Source organism: Phascolarctobacterium faecium (assembly GCF_003945365.1).
GTDB classification, from domain to species: Bacteria; Bacillota; Negativicutes; order Acidaminococcales; family Acidaminococcaceae; genus Phascolarctobacterium; species Phascolarctobacterium faecium.
Window position 1 is genome coordinate 1,717,750 of sequence record NZ_AP019004.1, and the last position, 15,966, is coordinate 1,733,715.

15 protein-coding genes and 1 riboswitch are annotated in these 15,966 nt (G+C 42.4%); of the genes, 1 reads left to right on the forward strand and 14 read right to left on the reverse strand.

Annotated features, from left to right (window positions below):
- Window positions 1-41: 41 nt before the first annotated feature.
- Window positions 42-290 carry an Arc family DNA-binding protein gene (locus PFJ30894_RS08390; protein ID WP_125669550.1) on the forward strand — a complete coding sequence of 83 codons (249 nt, stop codon included), beginning with the start codon at window positions 42-44 and terminating at the stop codon, window positions 288-290.
- Between the two features lie 51 nt (window positions 291-341).
- On the opposite strand, the gene PFJ30894_RS08395 is transcribed toward PFJ30894_RS08390, so the two are convergent.
- The 14 genes from PFJ30894_RS08395 to htpX all read right to left on the reverse strand — a co-directional run bounded on the left by PFJ30894_RS08395 (window position 342) and on the right by htpX (window position 15,904).
- Entirely contained in the window at window positions 342-4,118 is a 3,777-nt protein-coding gene (locus tag PFJ30894_RS08395; RefSeq protein ID WP_125669551.1) for a phosphoribosylformylglycinamidine synthase, read from the reverse strand.
- Window positions 4,119-4,145: 27 nt separating this feature from the next.
- Complete coding sequence (locus PFJ30894_RS08400) at window positions 4,146-5,327, reverse strand: GNAT family N-acetyltransferase (protein WP_125669552.1); 1,182 nt, start codon at window positions 5,325-5,327, stop codon at window positions 4,146-4,148.
- An 8-nt stretch (window positions 5,328-5,335) separates the two neighbouring features.
- Complete coding sequence (locus PFJ30894_RS08405; RefSeq protein ID WP_125669553.1) at window positions 5,336-6,181, reverse strand: DUF2156 domain-containing protein; 846 nt, start codon at window positions 6,179-6,181, stop codon at window positions 5,336-5,338.
- A 157-nt stretch (window positions 6,182-6,338) separates the two neighbouring features.
- Window positions 6,339-6,626 carry a zinc-ribbon domain containing protein gene (locus PFJ30894_RS08410; protein ID WP_021718541.1) on the reverse strand — a complete coding sequence of 96 codons (288 nt, stop codon included), beginning with the start codon at window positions 6,624-6,626 and terminating at the stop codon, window positions 6,339-6,341.
- Between the two features lie 187 nt (window positions 6,627-6,813).
- The gene (gene cobC, locus PFJ30894_RS08415; protein WP_125669554.1) at window positions 6,814-7,455 is read right to left on the reverse strand and encodes an alpha-ribazole phosphatase; all 642 of its coding nucleotides are present in this window, start codon (window positions 7,453-7,455) and stop codon (window positions 6,814-6,816) included.
- A 12-nt stretch (window positions 7,456-7,467) separates the two neighbouring features.
- Window positions 7,468-8,313: a nicotinate-nucleotide--dimethylbenzimidazole phosphoribosyltransferase gene (locus PFJ30894_RS08420; RefSeq protein WP_125669555.1), complete on the reverse strand. Its 846-nt coding sequence runs from the start codon at window positions 8,311-8,313 to the stop codon at window positions 7,468-7,470.
- 13 nt (window positions 8,314-8,326) lie between these two features.
- Window positions 8,327-9,064, reverse strand: coding sequence for an adenosylcobinamide-GDP ribazoletransferase (gene cobS, locus PFJ30894_RS08425; RefSeq protein WP_125669556.1), 738 nt, complete (start codon window positions 9,062-9,064; stop codon window positions 8,327-8,329).
- The gene (gene cobT / locus PFJ30894_RS08430) at window positions 9,057-10,085 is read right to left on the reverse strand and encodes a nicotinate-nucleotide--dimethylbenzimidazole phosphoribosyltransferase (protein WP_046430820.1); all 1,029 of its coding nucleotides are present in this window, start codon (window positions 10,083-10,085) and stop codon (window positions 9,057-9,059) included. The genes cobS and cobT overlap by 8 nt, the downstream gene beginning before the upstream one ends.
- Complete coding sequence (cobU, locus tag PFJ30894_RS08435; protein WP_113076943.1) at window positions 10,073-10,669, reverse strand: bifunctional adenosylcobinamide kinase/adenosylcobinamide-phosphate guanylyltransferase; 597 nt, start codon at window positions 10,667-10,669, stop codon at window positions 10,073-10,075. Before cobU ends, cobT begins: the two co-directional genes overlap by 13 nt.
- Before the next feature lie 89 nt (window positions 10,670-10,758).
- A riboswitch (cobalamin riboswitch) is annotated at window positions 10,759-10,941 on the reverse strand.
- Between the two features lie 9 nt (window positions 10,942-10,950).
- On the reverse strand, window positions 10,951-12,810 hold the full coding sequence (locus PFJ30894_RS08440) for an EAL domain-containing protein (protein ID WP_125669557.1): 1,860 nt from the start codon (window positions 12,808-12,810) through the stop codon (window positions 10,951-10,953).
- Between the two features lie 155 nt (window positions 12,811-12,965).
- Window positions 12,966-13,478, reverse strand: coding sequence for a cob(I)yrinic acid a,c-diamide adenosyltransferase (locus tag PFJ30894_RS08445; protein ID WP_021718548.1), 513 nt, complete (start codon window positions 13,476-13,478; stop codon window positions 12,966-12,968).
- 30 nt (window positions 13,479-13,508) lie between these two features.
- Window positions 13,509-13,922: a nucleoside-diphosphate kinase gene (gene ndk / locus PFJ30894_RS08450; RefSeq protein ID WP_021718549.1), complete on the reverse strand. Its 414-nt coding sequence runs from the start codon at window positions 13,920-13,922 to the stop codon at window positions 13,509-13,511.
- Window positions 13,923-13,975: 53 nt separating this feature from the next.
- On the reverse strand, window positions 13,976-15,049 hold the full coding sequence (locus tag PFJ30894_RS08455; protein ID WP_125669558.1) for a M42 family metallopeptidase: 1,074 nt from the start codon (window positions 15,047-15,049) through the stop codon (window positions 13,976-13,978).
- A complete protein-coding gene (gene htpX / locus PFJ30894_RS08460) occupies window positions 15,050-15,904 on the reverse strand; it encodes a zinc metalloprotease HtpX (protein WP_021718551.1) in 855 nt (284 codons plus the stop codon). It lies immediately after the preceding gene.
- Window positions 15,905-15,966: the final 62 nt, after the last annotated feature.

A 15,966-nucleotide genomic window follows, 5' to 3' on the forward strand; every position in this document is an offset into this window, starting at 1 on the left:
GATGTTTCTTTGATGTCATATTTTTTTTAGGAGGAGCAATTATGGACCAAACTCGTTTTACTCTGCGTATTCATCCCCTGATTATGAAAAAATTAAAAGTAATTGCTGATCACAACGGCCGTTCTGTCAACAAAGAGATTGAACAGATTTTGAAGTGGATCATCGACGATTTTGAAAATAAATGCGGTAAAATACGTACTGAAGAACTGGATCTGATCGACCACCCTGAAAAAAAAGCTAAAATCGAGCCTGTTAAAGACCGCCCGATAGATATGCTTTTTAAACTGTAAGTCCACAAACTAAAACGCGCATCTGCATTGCAGGTGCGCGTTTTCATTTTATTATTTAAAGTAGTTGACACCGGAAACAAAGATTTTCTGATCTTTATTGCCAGTAATATTGCGATACAGACCATCTACAAAGCGTTCACTGTGGCACATTTTACCGAAAACGCGTCCGTCGTCGGGACTGGTAATGCCTTCGATTGCATACAGCGAACCATTGGGGTTATAGGGCATTTCCATAGTAGGAACTCCCTGTGGGTCTACATACTGCGTTGCGACCTGTCCGTTTTTGAACAGCTCTTTGATAACAGATTCAGGCGCATAGAAACGGCCTTCACCATGAGATACTGCTACCGCATGGATATCACCGGGTTCTACTTCACTCAGCCATGGAGATTTATTGGAAACGATACGGGTGTCGACGATCTGCGATACATGACGGCCAATATTATTAAAGGTCAGTGTCGGAGATTCTGTTTCCAGATCTCTGATTTCGCCATAAGGCAGCAAACCTAATTTTACCAGTGCCTGGAAACCATTGCATATGCCAAGCATTAAACCGTCACGTTCATTCAGAAATTCAGTTACCGCTTCTTTGATCCTGGGATTACGGAACATGGTAGCGATAAACTTACCGCTGCCGTCCGGCTCGTCACCGGCACTGAACCCGCCCGGCAGCATAACGATCTGAGAATTTTTGATCATGCTGACCATCTTTTCTACTGACTCATCAATAGCCTGGGCAGTAAGATTGCGAATGATAAATACGTCTGCAACCGCACCGGCTTCTTCAAAAGCTCTGGCACTGTCATATTCGCAGTTTTGTCCCGGGAATACCGGAATAAAGACCCGCGGTTTTGCTAAGGTCACAGGAGCTGTCAGCGGCAAATCCGCTCTATATAACGGCTGATTTAATTCACCTTGAGCTTTTTCTTCGATTTTATAGGGGAAAATTTCCTGCAGCGGTTCCAGATATGCTTCCTGAGCCGCGTCAAGCCTGATAGCGCTATCGTTGATGGAGATAAACTGTTCTGCTGTCAGATGACCCAGAAGCATACAGTCCAGACCGTCAAACAATTCTTCGATACTGGTTCCGTCTGCCAGTTCCAGCACCATACCACCAGGCTGCAGCGTAAATAAACGCTCAGTATCCTGGAACGGTTTAATGAATTCAAAACCCAGCTGATTGCCAAGGCACATAGTAGTAACTGCAGCGGCAATACCGCCTTCTTTTACAGCAGCAGCGGCAAGCACCTTACCTGCCAGAACCGCTTTATGTACAGCACGCATATTTTTACGCAACACTGCAAAATCCAAAACTTCAGCATTATCGCGCGGACAGGACAGGAATACCACTTTATGACCAGCTGCTTTAAATTCTGCAGAAACAGCTTTTTCTCCATCGATAACATCAACAGCAAAAGAAACAAGTGTCGGCGGCACTGTTTTATCCATAAAAGTACCAGACATACTGTCTTTACCGCCAATAGCCGGCAAATCAAGCGCGTCTAAAGCTGTAAAAGCACCTAAAAGAGCGCTGAACGGCTGTCCCCAAACTTCAGTATTATTAAGCTTGGGGAAATATTCCTGCAAAGTCAGACGCAGTTTATCAGGGTCAGCACCCAGGCATACTGCACGCACAACAGACTCAACTACTGCATACATTGCGCCGTGGAACGGGCTCCAGCACGCAACATCAGGATGATAGCCGCAGGCCATGACCGAAGCGGCAGTAGTCGTGCCATTGAGCACCGGTAATCGGCAAACCATACCTTCGCTCGGCGTAAATTGTGTTTTTCCGCCAAATGGCATCAATACCGTGCCGCGGCCAATAGTGCTGTCAAAACGTTCGGAAAGTCCTTTCTGACTGCAGACATTTAAACGGTTTAAATTTCCCAGCCAGGCTTGTTCCAGAGAAGCAGCTTTATTAACACATTCAGGTACTTTATCAAAAGCATTTTCGCCTTCCGCAGCTTTAACTGTGATATTAGTATGCTGCGCTACACCATTGGTATCGAGGAATGCCCGTGCCAAATCAACGATTTTTTCTCCGCGCCAGTACATAACCAGACGTGGGTTATCAGAAACCTCAGCTACAACTGTGGCTTCCAGGTTTTCTTTATCAGCATGTTTAATAAAATCATCAAGATCTTTAGCTTCAATTACGACGGCCATACGTTCCTGCGATTCAGAAATCGCCAGTTCCGTACCGTCAAGCCCTTCATATTTTTTAGGAACTTTATCAAGATTTACGACCAGACCGTCAGTCAGTTCACCAATAGCAACGGAAACGCCGCCTGCACCGAAGTCATTACAGCGCTTAATCATCGCCGTAACAGCAGGGTTGCGGAACAAACGCTGGATTTTACGTTCTGTAGGAGGATTACCTTTCTGGACCTCAGCACCACAGGAAAGCAGCGAATCTACAGTATGTTCTTTAGACGAACCGGTTGCGCCGCCACAGCCATCACGTCCGGTACGGCCGCCCAGTAATACGATCAGATCGCCTGCAGACGGACGTTCACGACGTACAGTATCACGCGGAGCAGCGCCAATAACAGCGCCGATTTCCATTCGTTTAGCAACAAACTTATCATGATAATATTCCTGTACATGACCGGTTGCCAGACCTATCTGATTACCATAAGAACTGTACCCGGCAGCAGCACCGACAGTTATTTTTCTTTGAGGTAATTTACCTGGCAGAGTTGCTTCGATCGGTACGCGCGGATCAGCAGAACCGGTAACGCGCATAGCCTGATAAACATAGGAACGTCCTGAAAGCGGATCGCGGATCGCACCTCCCAAACAGGTAGCTGCGCCGCCAAATGGCTCAATTTCCGTAGGATGATTATGCGTTTCATTTTTAAACATAACTAGCCATTCTTCTGTTTTACCGTCTATTTCTACCGGAACAACAATCGAGCAGGCATTGATCTCTTCAGAAACGTCCAAATCGTCAAGTTTACCTTCCGAACGCAGTTTTTTCATACCGATAACAGCGATATCCATCAATGTTACCGGGCGCTCGGTATCCTCTCCGTAAACAGCGTCACGGGTAGCCATATACTTATCGAAAGCCGCTTGAATAGGTTTATTATACTCGCCGGCTTCAATTTCAACATCTTCTATCTGCGTCATAAAAGTCGTATGACGGCAGTGATCGGACCAATAAGTATCAAGTACTTTTATTTCGGTAATAGTAGGTTCACGGTGTTCTTCATTAAAATATTTCTGACACCACATCATATCTTCCAAGCTCATTGCCAGACCCATTTCCTGGCGCAGCACTTCCATTTCATCGCTGTTCTTGGTCAAAAAACCGGCAACCGACTTAATCCTGGCAGGTTCTTCACAGGTCGCGATCAAAGTGGCAGGTTTCTCCCACTCTGCTTCCCTGGCTTCAACAGGATTGATACAGTAGCTTTTGATTTTAGCGAGTTCTGCTTCAGTCAAATTTCCTTCTAAAATATAAATTTTAGCAGAAGCTACCATCGGACGTTCTTTTTGCGTAATCAGCTGAATAGCCTGTTCGGCAAAATCCTCCCTTTGGTCATATTGTCCGGGAAGATATTCCACGGCAAAAGCACAGCAGCCTGCAGGCACTTCAAAAATTTCGTCAGTAACAGTATCTACCGGAGGTTCCGACAACACTATTTTTCTTGCAGCAGCAAATTCTTCATCACTGACGCCCATCACGTCATAACGATTTAAGATTCTGATGCCTGTCAGATTTTTCATGCCTAAGTTATTGCGCAGATCGGATAATAATCCATGTGCTTCAACAGCAAAAGCATCTTTCTTTTCCACAAAAATACGTCTGATTGTACTCATAAACTCAGCCTCCAAAATAAGATGCGGTTAAAAATACTCGTTAATATAATTATGACACTTGGGAAACAGCCTGTCTAACAATGAAGCCGCTTCCTGATTATGTATCTTCAGCCTGTTTTCAGCAGCTAGTTCCTGTACGGAAAACTGACCAAAATATAACTGTGTAAAGGCTGCTACATCCATTTCAATATCCTGCATATCCACTGTACTCTTAATATTGATCTGACTGGCATTTATTTCCAGTTTCAATAACCCGTTATTAAGAGGCAGGGTTTTATCATTTATCAGCAAAGACAATGTTCCCTGTACATCTGCAGCTATGTCAGTCAGCTGTAAAAGTGCCTGACGCACATTAATGCAGCGTGCCATCATAAACGGCTGCAAACTGCCAGCATACTTCTGATCCTGTAAATGCAGGTACGTTTTATCCCAGACTTCTGCCAGCCAGCTGAAATTTTCAGCTTCAGTAACATGCTGTCTGGCAAACTGCAGCAGAGAATCACGCGCCGCTGTTTCTTCTGCCATAAGTTCCTGCACAGCAAATGTTTTATCATCAATGCTGTAAAACATATAGCCAGCAACTTTTTCGCCGCGTTTAACAAGCACCGCTTTAATCTGTTCACCCTGATGAACTGCCAGTAAATGCAGCCAGTTTTTTAAATCACGTTTTACTACGCCGTGATAAGCTGCAGTCACGGTATCATAGACCTTTTGGAAAACTTCGGCCTTCTCCAGTCCGGTTCGGTGCAATGTCATATCAGAAACTTTATTGCCTTTGGGCAATGCGGCCAAAGGCATCTCGTAACGATGCCTGTAATAACAGTAATCAAACTGATATGGACGGTAAATACCGGCACTGATCGGCATTAATAAAACAAATGCCTGACCCTGAGTCCGTAAAACCGAAAAAGCAGTTTCCAGAAGCGGAGCAAATAAATGTCTGCCCCTGTATTCCGGCGCTGTTGCAACGCCGACAATATAAGGCAATTTCAAATACCTTCCACGCAAATTGATAGTATAAGGGTTCAAATGCAGCATATTCATCAATTTGCCGGATTTTTCATCAAAGCCGCCAAGCACCATATTTTCTTTTAAGCAGTATTCATTAAAATACCACTTAAAAAAAGGAGTATCGTTTTTTTCAAAGCAATAATCCCATAATTCCATTATTTTAGGTAAAGTTTCGTCATTAATAATACGAAAATCCATATTTACACCTATTTAAAAACAGACGAATATTTTTTGATCATAAATTCAGGATGATATGATTCCTTAGCAGTACGCAGCCCTTCATGCCCCATATCTTCTTCTCTGTTTAAATAAAATACATCCCCCCATGCATGTTCGGCAAATTCTTTATTGATTGCCGCATAAATACCGCGGATATCAGGATTTGCTTTTTCTACATGCAGAACGGCAGTATCGTCATTGATTTTTTTACCGAAGCTGAATGCTTCAATTTTTCCGTTGACACGGATAGCGCCGCCGCGCAAACCAAGTGCTTCAAAATTATCGATCGCTTCATGGATAGCACATTGCTCACAGCGCAGGCTCTCGTCTTCGCCAACACGTTTTTCGCACCATTCATCACCAAAAGCCTTGCACTCTTCGTAATTCTCTGGTCCGATCGGTTCGTAAACATAATCGGGATATTCTTTTTTAAACGCATTGTAATGATTTTTTTTACCATGATATTTACGCCCAGACAAACTAGCCAGTTTTTCACGCAAATAAACATAATCCCAATTATCACGATCTTCAATAAATTCCATCTCTGGAAAAGCTTTTGCCAGCCGCTCTTTGCCATCGTCATAAATACCATGGATCTCAAAAGGCTTGCCTTCATGATATTCTTTAATTTCTGCAAACAATTTAGGCAGATCTTCATCTTTACCGCCAAAAGGCTGCAAAAAGAAATCCACTTCGTTGCGTTTCACCTTGATCACCAGAAAGTCATGTACTACTGTCCAGTAAATGCCATAACAGTCCTGCCATACAAATAAATTTGTAAACGCACATTCAGAACCCCGTTGGTCAGGACGTGATAAATAACTTTCGAACAAAGGCCTGTCAGCCAATGTTATTTTTTTTAGTTCTAAAATAAAAAGGACCTCCTTAAGATACACAACTTTCCTATTCTGATATTATACCATAAAACTGTCTATTTACTAAAGAAAAAACCAATTGCCTAAGCAATTGGTTTTTTAACTTCATTAATTATTAGCCTTTGCGAGCATTGAAGCATTCGCGGCAGTATACCGGACGATCCATGGAAGGACGGAACGGTACTTCGGTGTCTTGACCGCATTCTGCGCAAGTAGCATGGAACATTTCGCGAGCCGGGCGCTCGTTGTTGATGCCCATACGTTGTTTGCGAGCTTGACGGCAACCAGGGCAACGGCCGGGTTCATTTGTGAAGCCTTTTTCTTCGTAGAATTCCTGCTCGGAAGCAGAGAATACGAATTCGGTGCCGCATTCACGGCATACTAAGGTTTTGTCTTCTTTCATTGGTTAATCACTCCTTACATTAAACATACCCCATAAGGACTTATAGATGTTACCACTGCTTCCTCATGTTGCGTATGTAGCATGGAAGAAGTTCGGAACCCTACCCGGACCACTGAGATATACTATAAGCAGTATATCTAAAAAAAAGATAAAAGTCAACAAGAAATGTACATTTTAAAATTTATAATTATTTAGGATATTTTATTCCGTCGGAGTTTACATTATCATTTAAATAATGTGTATCATTTACATACTCAATTGTAAAGCGGTCCTGCCATTTACCAATACAGGTTGTGCTGGCATTATGTACGCCAAACATCCACAGTTTATTGATATCAAGCCCCAGTAAAAGGCAAAGCTGTACTCTTATAACGCCGCCATGAGAAACAATTGCTATATTTTTATCGCTGTTATTTTTAAAAAGGTCTTCACAGACAGAACGAACCCGCAATGCAACATCGTCGAATGATTCCCCGCCTGGCATTCTGCACTGTGCCGGCTGTTTAAAAAACAGCTCTAACTGATCACTCCATTTTGCTTTGATCTCATCATAGCTCAAACCTTCCCATTCGCCAAAACAAACTTCCTTCAGTTCATCTAAAGGCTGAACAGTAAGTCCATGAGCTTCAGCCAAAGGTGCTGCAGTCTGTCTGGCTCGCTGCATGGAGCTTGAATAAATTTCGTCCAATACAATATTTTCATAATGCTGTCCCAATGCTGCAGCCTGACACAGACCCTTGCTGTTAAGAGGATTATCTATGTGCCCTTGAAATTGAAATGTTTTATTAGCTTCTGTTTCTCCGTGCCTTATAAGATATATCTTGCCCATATTGCCTCCTTATTATTTACCTTTTACCTGTACTGAATGCGCAAATTCTTCCACTTCAGCATGTACTCCTGCTTCAGCAAATGTTTCCATTTCATTATACGCCTTAATGCCTGCATCAAACAAGGTAAAAGCTAAAACTGCGCCTTCTCCCGCCCCACTGTTAATATCCAACTTTAGCGGTGCCGATAGCTCCAGCCGATTCAATAATTTTTCCATACCCGGTTCTGCCGACACATGCCCTGCCATACAATATTCAAGAACTACCGGAGCTAATTTGCAGGCTCCGACAGCAGCCAGGCATGTAGCGATACCATCCAGCATTACAGGTACCTTGCAGGCAGCAGCCTGTAAAACAGCACCAGTCATAGCGGTTATTACCGGATCGTTAAGCTTTTGCAGAAATTCAATTCCTTCCAGCTGTAAAAATGCTTCTGTTTGTTCTGTAAGAGTATATTTTTCCAGACTTCCCAAGGCCAGCATTTGCAGTTTATCACTGACAATATATTCTTTTGTCAGAATAGCGCCTTCTTCAAGCGCTTCCTCAAGATTACAAGATGTGACCAGCAATGGGTAAACCTCTGCTTTAGCTTCTCGTGCCAGCAAAACAACAGGCAGCTCCTCCTGCATCGCTTTAGCAACAGAATCTGTGTCAGCACTCCACAAAAACAAAGCTTTTTTAGGATATTGAACAGATTTTTTATCAGCACTGCCGATAATACCGGCGTAACGCGAAACCATAGCTTCCAGTTTTGCAAGTGAACCGACCGGTTTGATAAGATTGTCAAATCTGTTTTGTGCTTCCTCTACTTTTTGACGATCGATTGGTTTTATTTGTTCAATAATATTATTTATATCCATCTTTAAACCTTCCTTATCTTAGTAAGAATACTGCTGTCAGTAAGTAAATCACATTGCCGCATTCAGTCAGTGCACCATATGTATCACCGGTAAGTCCGCCTAACTGTGTTTTTAAATATTGCGCTATTATCAAAGTGACAGTAAAACATATTCCTGCCACCGCCAGATATTGTAAACCACAGGCCGCAATAATACCTGCGCATACTGCAAAAGCAATATACGTATAAAATGGTTTGGCATACTTGGTAAACATATGCCCTATTCCTTCTTTACGCGCATAGGGAAAATTGACAATAAAAACTACCATAAAAGTTCGTGTCGCAACGGACATCGTCAGTAAAACCCAGGTCAGTGTTTCACCGCTAAGTTCAAGATAGGCAGCTATTTTGAGCAGCAGCAAAATAATTATTGCCAATACAGCATTAGAACCAACATGGCTGTCTTTCATTATTTCCAGCATTCTCTCGCGGCTGCGGGCAGAAAAAACGCCGTCAGCAGTATCCATAAAACCATCGTACATCAACCCGCCGGTAATAATGATCTCGGCCAGCAGCAAAAGCGTTACCCGTAAAAAAAGCGGCGTTTCGATATAAAACAGGCTATAGTTTATGGCCGCCAAAAGGAATCCGATAACCAAACCTACCAGGGGAAAATACGGCACACTGCGCGAAAAATCTTCGTCACGCCAATCTGTCCGTTTTGAAAAACGCACTCGCGTCAAAAATTCCAGGCAAGTGATAAAATCACGCATGCATGCCACCACGCTTATACAGTTCTTTATAGGTATTGATCGCCATCTGTAAAATAACAATCGCCAAAGACGCTCCTGTACCTTCGCCAAGACGCATACCCGCGTCAACTATCGGCGTAAGTCGCAAAACCTCCAGCATCTTTGCATGTGATATTTCAGCAGAAAGATGTGAACAAAGCATATAATCAGCACAGGCTGGTTCAAGTCCGTATGCAAGCAAAGCAGCGGCAGTCGCATTTACACCGTCTACCATTGTAGGAATACGGCGTCTGGCGCCAGCTAAAATCATCCCCGCCAACCCGGCATGGTCATAACCGCCAACCTTACAGAGGATGTCCATGGCATCGCCCAAACGTGGTTGATTTTTAGCCAGACCATCAGCGACGACCTTTCTTTTTATCGCCATCCGTTCATCGTTGATACCAGTTCCCCTTCCTACTGTAAGCTCGGGCGGCAACCCCAGAAATGCAGAAACGATTGCTGCGGTCGATGTAGTATTCCCGATTCCCATTTCTGCTGTTACTAATAAGTTATAACCTTTATCAATACATTCATCTGCTACCTTCATACCAACTTTCAATGCTTTTTCGGCCTGCTCCACTGTCATGGCCGGTCCCTGTGTAAAATCTTCTGTACCCCAGGCAACCTTCTCCTGATGAACTTTAGGCATTGCACTCAAGTCAAAAGCCGTACCTGCATCGATCACAAAAACATCGGCACCGGCATGACGTGCCATAACGTTAGCGCCGGCAGTTTCCCTCATGTAACCGTTTATCATCTGCATAGTTACTTCCTGCGGATATGCGCTTACGCCATATTTGGCAATTCCATGATCGCCGCACATTAACAGCATTGCACTTTTGATTTTATCAGGCAATGCCGTCCCAGTCATGGCAGCATATTTTTCAACCATTTCCTCCAGCTTACCTAAACTATGCAGCGGCTTATCCATTTTAGCCCAGTTATTTTTTATTACTTCCGCAGCGTTGCTATCCAACGGTGGAATCATTATTTTTTCCATTGCTCTGCTCCTTCATCATCAAAACTAAATGCCATTTTCTTTAGATCAACAGCTTGACCGGCGACACAATAAAAGACCCTGTCACATACATCGGCAACCTGCTGGTTTATCCATCCGGCAAGATCTCTGTACTCACGTGCCATAACATTATCCGGTACGATACCACCGCCAACTTCATTAGTAACAAATACTACCAGTTTTTCTGTTTTTCTGGCGGCTTCCAGTAATTTTACAATTTCACCTTTGACAAATGTTACCTTTTCTTCAAAAGTTCCTGCAATTGCAACCTTGCCATACATCAAATTACTCATATACAAAGTAAGACAGTCAAACAAAATTGCATCCGCTTCCTTACCTGCCTCAACCATCACCTGTTCGGCAGCATAAGGTGCTTCATAATTATTCCATCTTTGGGGAGAACGACGTTCCTGATGTAGCCGAACACGTTCAGCCATCTCGTCGTCAAAGATTTCAGCCGTAGCTATATAAGCGCATTTAGATCCATAATGCAAAACAAAACGCTCTGCGAATTCACTTTTGCCGCTTCGTGCACCGCCAGTTACTAAAATCATTTCTTTACACATCCTTAAGCCTCCCTTCAAAATAAAAATACCCTCTCGAGAGAGGGCATAAATAAACAACCTATGCAAGTATCCACCTATCTCCCGTAGGTGTAAGATACCCGTAACAGGCAGGTCTCCTGGCTCAGGTTCAACATTCAGCTGCGCCTTCCCAGTTTCCCAGTGGCATATTGCAGTGAACTTCCCTTTACAGTAGCGGGACTGCGCCGGATTTACACCGGTCTTCCCTATTAAGCGCCGACCGCAATCGGCACACCTGTTGATTTTTTCCAATACTATATATTCTACATTCTTTTGCAAAGTCCTGCTGACCTGCAAAGCATTTTTTCATATTCTTCATCTAAATAATCATGGGCGTCATTAACATTCCTTACGGTAATCAATACACGGCTGCGTCCAAACCAGTAATACACCCTGATTTCATACCATTGAGCTACACCATCCGCTCCGACGAAACGACATTCGCAGCCAGAATAATCAGGAGTATTATTGTAATTTGCAGATAAAACGTCAAAATCAAGCTGAGCCGTAAATTTTTCAATATCTTCAGGATAAAGCAATTCCTGAACGATATGCTTGTAATCATTTTTATAATCACCTGTATACGGAATAAAAACATTCCCTGTAGGATTAAAAGCCATTCTTGAATAGCGTCCATCTTTTAGATTCAATTCAATTGCAAAATCATACATCTGCGGGAATAAATCGCCCAAATCTCTGTATGATGGTAATTTTACAGTACGTCCGTAACCGTTGATGCTGCGACGTTCAGCATTAACTATTTCAATCTTACTTAAATTAAGCAGATTTTCAAACTGCGGCCTTCTCAACGGCTGGCAATAATAGAATCCCTGAGCTATATTGCAGGAAACACTTTTCATTATCGCAACCTGTGCCTCAGTTTCAACACCTTCACAAATCATCGTGATATCCAATTCTTTTGCAATAGCTGCCATCCCTTTGATGATTTTGATATCTTTATCATTATCACAGGCGGCAAGCATTCTTTTATCTATTTTTAAAATATCAACGCTGATATCACTTAAAATACGCAGAGACAAATACCCGGCGCCAAAATTATCAACAGCAATCTTAAATCCCTGATTTTTCAGCTCGTCAACCTGCATCCCAGCAAAATTCACATCATCAGCCAATAATCTTTCAGCAAGCTCAACTACCAAAAGCTTGTGCGGAACATTATGCTTATCGGCAGCTTCTTTTAAAGAATCAATAAAATTTTCATCTTTAAAATGTTCAAATGAAAAATTACAGGAGATTGGAAAAACCTGTAACCCCAAGGCAAGGCGTAATGCTAAGAAATGGCAGACTTCTTCAAAAACAAAATTTTCAAATTTAGATAACTGGTTATTATCTTCAAGGATAGGAATCAAAACTTCCGGAAGAATTATCCCGCGCGTAGGATGCTCCCAGCGCAGTAAAGCTTCCGCACCAACAATCTCATTAGTATAGATATTGTATTGCGGCTGAAAATAAACAGTGAACTCTTTATTATTAAGAGCACTGCAAACTTCTTCAAAAAGAGAATTATAACCAGTTGTGAATTCAAAATCATTGATTATAAAGAAACTGCGGCAGCATTTGTGAAAAACTTTTTTGTTGAGCTGAGCAACAGTTTTTACCATTGCATCTTCCAGCGAGTCTTCGACTCGACATACATAAAGATCTCCGCGCAGTTTGATGCTGACATTGCAAATACGCTTGACTTCGCTTTCTACCATATCAGATAATCCGTCAAACCAATTATTATGCGTTTCTTCATCTGTAAAAGGAACAAGGCAAAAGAACTTATCTCCGGCCTGTCTTGTTGTAAGATATCCCTTCACAACACGTCGGTTAAGCTCTGTTCCCAAAATGCGTAAAACATTATCTGCTGTCTCACGCCCATAAATATCAACGATATCATGGTAAGGGTCAATATCTAAATGTATTAGCGCCAAAAGCTCTTTTTTGCGCTGCAGCATTTCATCCGCTTTTTCTTTAAACTTATCAAATCCCAGTGTACCGCTTACTTTATCACGTACATATTTCTGCGAATACAACATTCTTTGATGTTCAGAAGACTTAAGGTAGAGAATTGCTACAAACACACCAAAAGCAATTATCGACAACAGGTAAAAATTCATAGTAATCTCCCATTATCTTTCAATATAATTATAGTAAGTATATATCTTTCGTATAAAAAATACTACATTTTTAACTACTTCAAAACATTTTTAAAGTAATTTAACCCAAAAGAAAATGACCATACAGTTCTTACCGAACCTATGGTCATTTTGTTTTAAGCTTCTACTTCTACTTCAACTCTTGATAAAATGAAACATAAATCAGAAAGTCTGTTCAAACAGATAAGAACCTGCTGATTGACTTCTTCTGTTTCAGATAAGCGGAGCAGACAGCGCTCGGCACGACGAGTAGTTGTACGCGCGATGTCCAAAGCAGCTGATCCAGGGGTGCCTCCGGGGATGATAAAATGACTCAAAGGCTGGAGCATATTATCGAATTTATCGATAGTTTCTTCAAACATTTTCACATGCTCTTCTTTGATATAAGGCTCAGGCAAATTCAAGCTTGCTATATCAGCCATCAGTGACATCAGAAGCTGCTGAACTTTGTAAATCGTTTCCCTGACATCTTCGCGTCTGACTGTAGCTCTTGCCAGGCCAAGCGCCGAACTGATCTCATCAACTGTACCGTAAGCTTCAACTCTCATGCTTTGTTTTGGTACACGTTCGCCTGTATAAAGTCCGGTAGTGCCTTTGTCACCAGTTCTGGTATATACTGCTGCTTTCATTTTGTCACCATCCTTCCGGAAAATTTTAAATTAATAAATTTCTTCAGCTTTAAAGAAATTTTTGATTTCGCGTGCAGCGGATTCTTCACTGTCGCTGCCATGAACGATATTTTCGCCGATAGTCAGCGCGTAATCGCCGCGGATAGAACCAGGAACAGAATCTAACGGATTAGTAGCACCCATCTGGCCACGAACCGCTTTAATTGCATTCTCACCGGAAATAACCATTGCTGCAACAGGGCCGGAAGTAATAAATTCAACCAATTCACCAAAGAAAGGTTTGCCTTCATGTTCAGCATAATGATATTTAGCTTGTTCTTCAGTGATTTTTACTAATTTTAAAGCCGAAACTTTCAAGCCGCGGCGTTCAAAACGAGCGATGATTTCACCAATCAGATTTTTTTTGACACCATCGGGTTTTACGAGTACGAGTGTTTGTTGCATTGGAATCTCTCCTATCTAGACTATTTTAATTTATACTAAATCGCAAAACGATTTTAGCCTTTTAAAAGCTGCTGATACTTTTTCTTATCCAGTTTCTCGATCATTGCTGTGATCAGCTGAACAGCACCTTGATAATCATCCATATGAATAATGGATTGATGACTATGTATATAACGGGTAGGGATACTGAATGTTAATGTCAAAACACCGGCATCGTGTAAATGTATACGACCGCCATCAGTAGCACCGCCCTCTGAAATACTGATCTGTGTTGGCAGCTTCAATTCTTCAGCAACTTCTTTTGCAAAATCACGCAATGCTGTATTGGGAATCATACCAGCATCAAAAATTGTTATAGCAATCCCCTTTCCCAATTTCGCAGGAGCTACATCATCACTTACACCTGGCGTACCACCAGCCACACATGTATCAATAACGAAAGCAACGTCAGGGCTCAGCAGATTAACGCTTGTTTGAGCACCACGTAACCCGACCTCTTCCTGTACTGTTGCTACACCATATACAGTATTAGGATGCTTTGTGCCGATATTTTCCATAACGTCTGCCATGACTGCACAGCCGATGCGATTATCCCAGGCTTTACCAAGCAGAGTTTTACCATCGCCCATAACTGCAAATTCAGCATATGGCGTCACTGGGCAGCCTTCGAAAACTCCTAAATTGCGAGCCATGTCTTCGTCGGCAGCTCCAATATCAATATACATATCGCGCTTGGCAACCACTTTTGTTCGTTCTTCCGGTGTCAGTATATGTGGAGGTTTACTGCCGATAACGCCAACAAGATCACCCTTGCTGCCGTGTACAGTAACGCGCTGGCTCAGCATAACCTGCTCCCACCAGCCACCTAAACAAGTAAATTTTAAAAAACCTTCTTTTGTTATATGCTTAACCATAAAACCAATTTCATCCATATGGCTGGCAAGCATAATTTTTGGCAAGTCCTTGCCTTGACCTTCATTAGTAAAAACAGCGCTGCCTAATTTATCATAAGATACTTTGGCTTTGCCCTGCAGCCGCTTTTGAAGCAAATTTTTAATTGGTGTTTCAAATCCTGAAACACCGCAGGTTTCAGAAAGCTGTTTTAACCAAGTTAATTTTTTATCCAATTATTTCGCACCTCCACTGCTGCGCATAGCTTTGGCCTGCGCGCGTAACCGTGCCACACGGTCTGCGGTACTGGGATGTGTACTGAATAACTGCTGCATATCTTTTGCGCTAAAGGGGCAAATGATAAACATATGAGCAGTATTTTCAGTAGCTCCCGGCATCGTTCTGTTTTTTGCATATGATTCTATTTTCAGCAAAGCGTCAGCCAAAGCATCCGGATTACCGCTTAACTCACCACCGGATTTATCAGCCATATATTCCCTCGAACGCGAAACAGCCATCTGAATAATACCTGCAGCCAAAGGCGCCAGTATCATCATAGCCAAACCAACAATAGCACTGCTGCTGCTATTGCGGTCTCTGTCGCCACCACCAAAGAACATCCCCCAGTGAGATAGCGTCGTGATAATACCTGCCATAGATGCAGCTATTGTACCGATTAAAATATCACCATGTTTGACATGACTCAATTCATGTGCCAAAACGCCTTCAATCTCATCTTTATCTAAGGCATTGGCCAAAGCGGTAGTTACTGCAACCGCAGCATGTTCAGGGTTACGGCCGGTTGCAAATGCATTCGGCACAGGGCTGTCAATAATATATACTTTAGGCATCGGCAAATTGCCTCTTTCCGCCAAACGCTGCACCATTTTATACAAAGCAGGCGCACTTTTTTCATCAACCTGTTTGGCATTATACTGTGCCAAAACCAGTTTATCGCTGTTCCAGTACGAAAATAGATTCATGGCGAGGGAGATGATAAGCATCATCATCATACCGCGGGCACCGCCGAAATAATCTCCAACCAGTACCAATAACACAGTAAGAGCCGTCATTAAAAAAGCTGTTCTCATACTTTTTTGTTCCTCCTCAAAATAAAAAACTATCGAACATTATCTATAAGACCTGCGTAAGT

Coding starts and splice junctions, on each gene's coding strand:
- ndk (WP_021718549.1), bottom strand. CDS start 13,922: ATGCAACAAACACTCGTACTCGTAAAACCCGATGGTGTCAAAAAAAAT.
- PFJ30894_RS08445 (WP_021718548.1), bottom strand. CDS start 13,478: ATGAAAGCAGCAGTATATACCAGAACTGGTGACAAAGGCACTACCGGA.
- PFJ30894_RS08440 (WP_125669557.1), bottom strand. CDS start 12,810: ATGAATTTTTACCTGTTGTCGATAATTGCTTTTGGTGTGTTTGTAGCA.
- cobS (WP_125669556.1), bottom strand. CDS start 9,064: ATGCGTGATTTTATCACTTGCCTGGAATTTTTGACGCGAGTGCGTTTT.
- PFJ30894_RS08390 (WP_125669550.1), top strand. CDS start 42: ATGGACCAAACTCGTTTTACTCTGCGTATTCATCCCCTGATTATGAAA.
- htpX (WP_021718551.1), bottom strand. CDS start 15,904: ATGAGAACAGCTTTTTTAATGACGGCTCTTACTGTGTTATTGGTACTG.
- cobC (WP_125669554.1), bottom strand. CDS start 7,455: ATGGGCAAGATATATCTTATAAGGCACGGAGAAACAGAAGCTAATAAA.
- PFJ30894_RS08400 (WP_125669552.1), bottom strand. CDS start 5,327: ATGGATTTTCGTATTATTAATGACGAAACTTTACCTAAAATAATGGAA.
- PFJ30894_RS08420 (WP_125669555.1), bottom strand. CDS start 8,313: ATGGATATAAATAATATTATTGAACAAATAAAACCAATCGATCGTCAA.
- PFJ30894_RS08395 (WP_125669551.1), bottom strand. CDS start 4,118: ATGAGTACAATCAGACGTATTTTTGTGGAAAAGAAAGATGCTTTTGCT.
- cobT (WP_046430820.1), bottom strand. CDS start 10,085: ATGGAAAAAATAATGATTCCACCGTTGGATAGCAACGCTGCGGAAGTA.
- cobU (WP_113076943.1), bottom strand. CDS start 10,669: ATGTGTAAAGAAATGATTTTAGTAACTGGCGGTGCACGAAGCGGCAAA.
- PFJ30894_RS08410 (WP_021718541.1), bottom strand. CDS start 6,626: ATGAAAGAAGACAAAACCTTAGTATGCCGTGAATGCGGCACCGAATTC.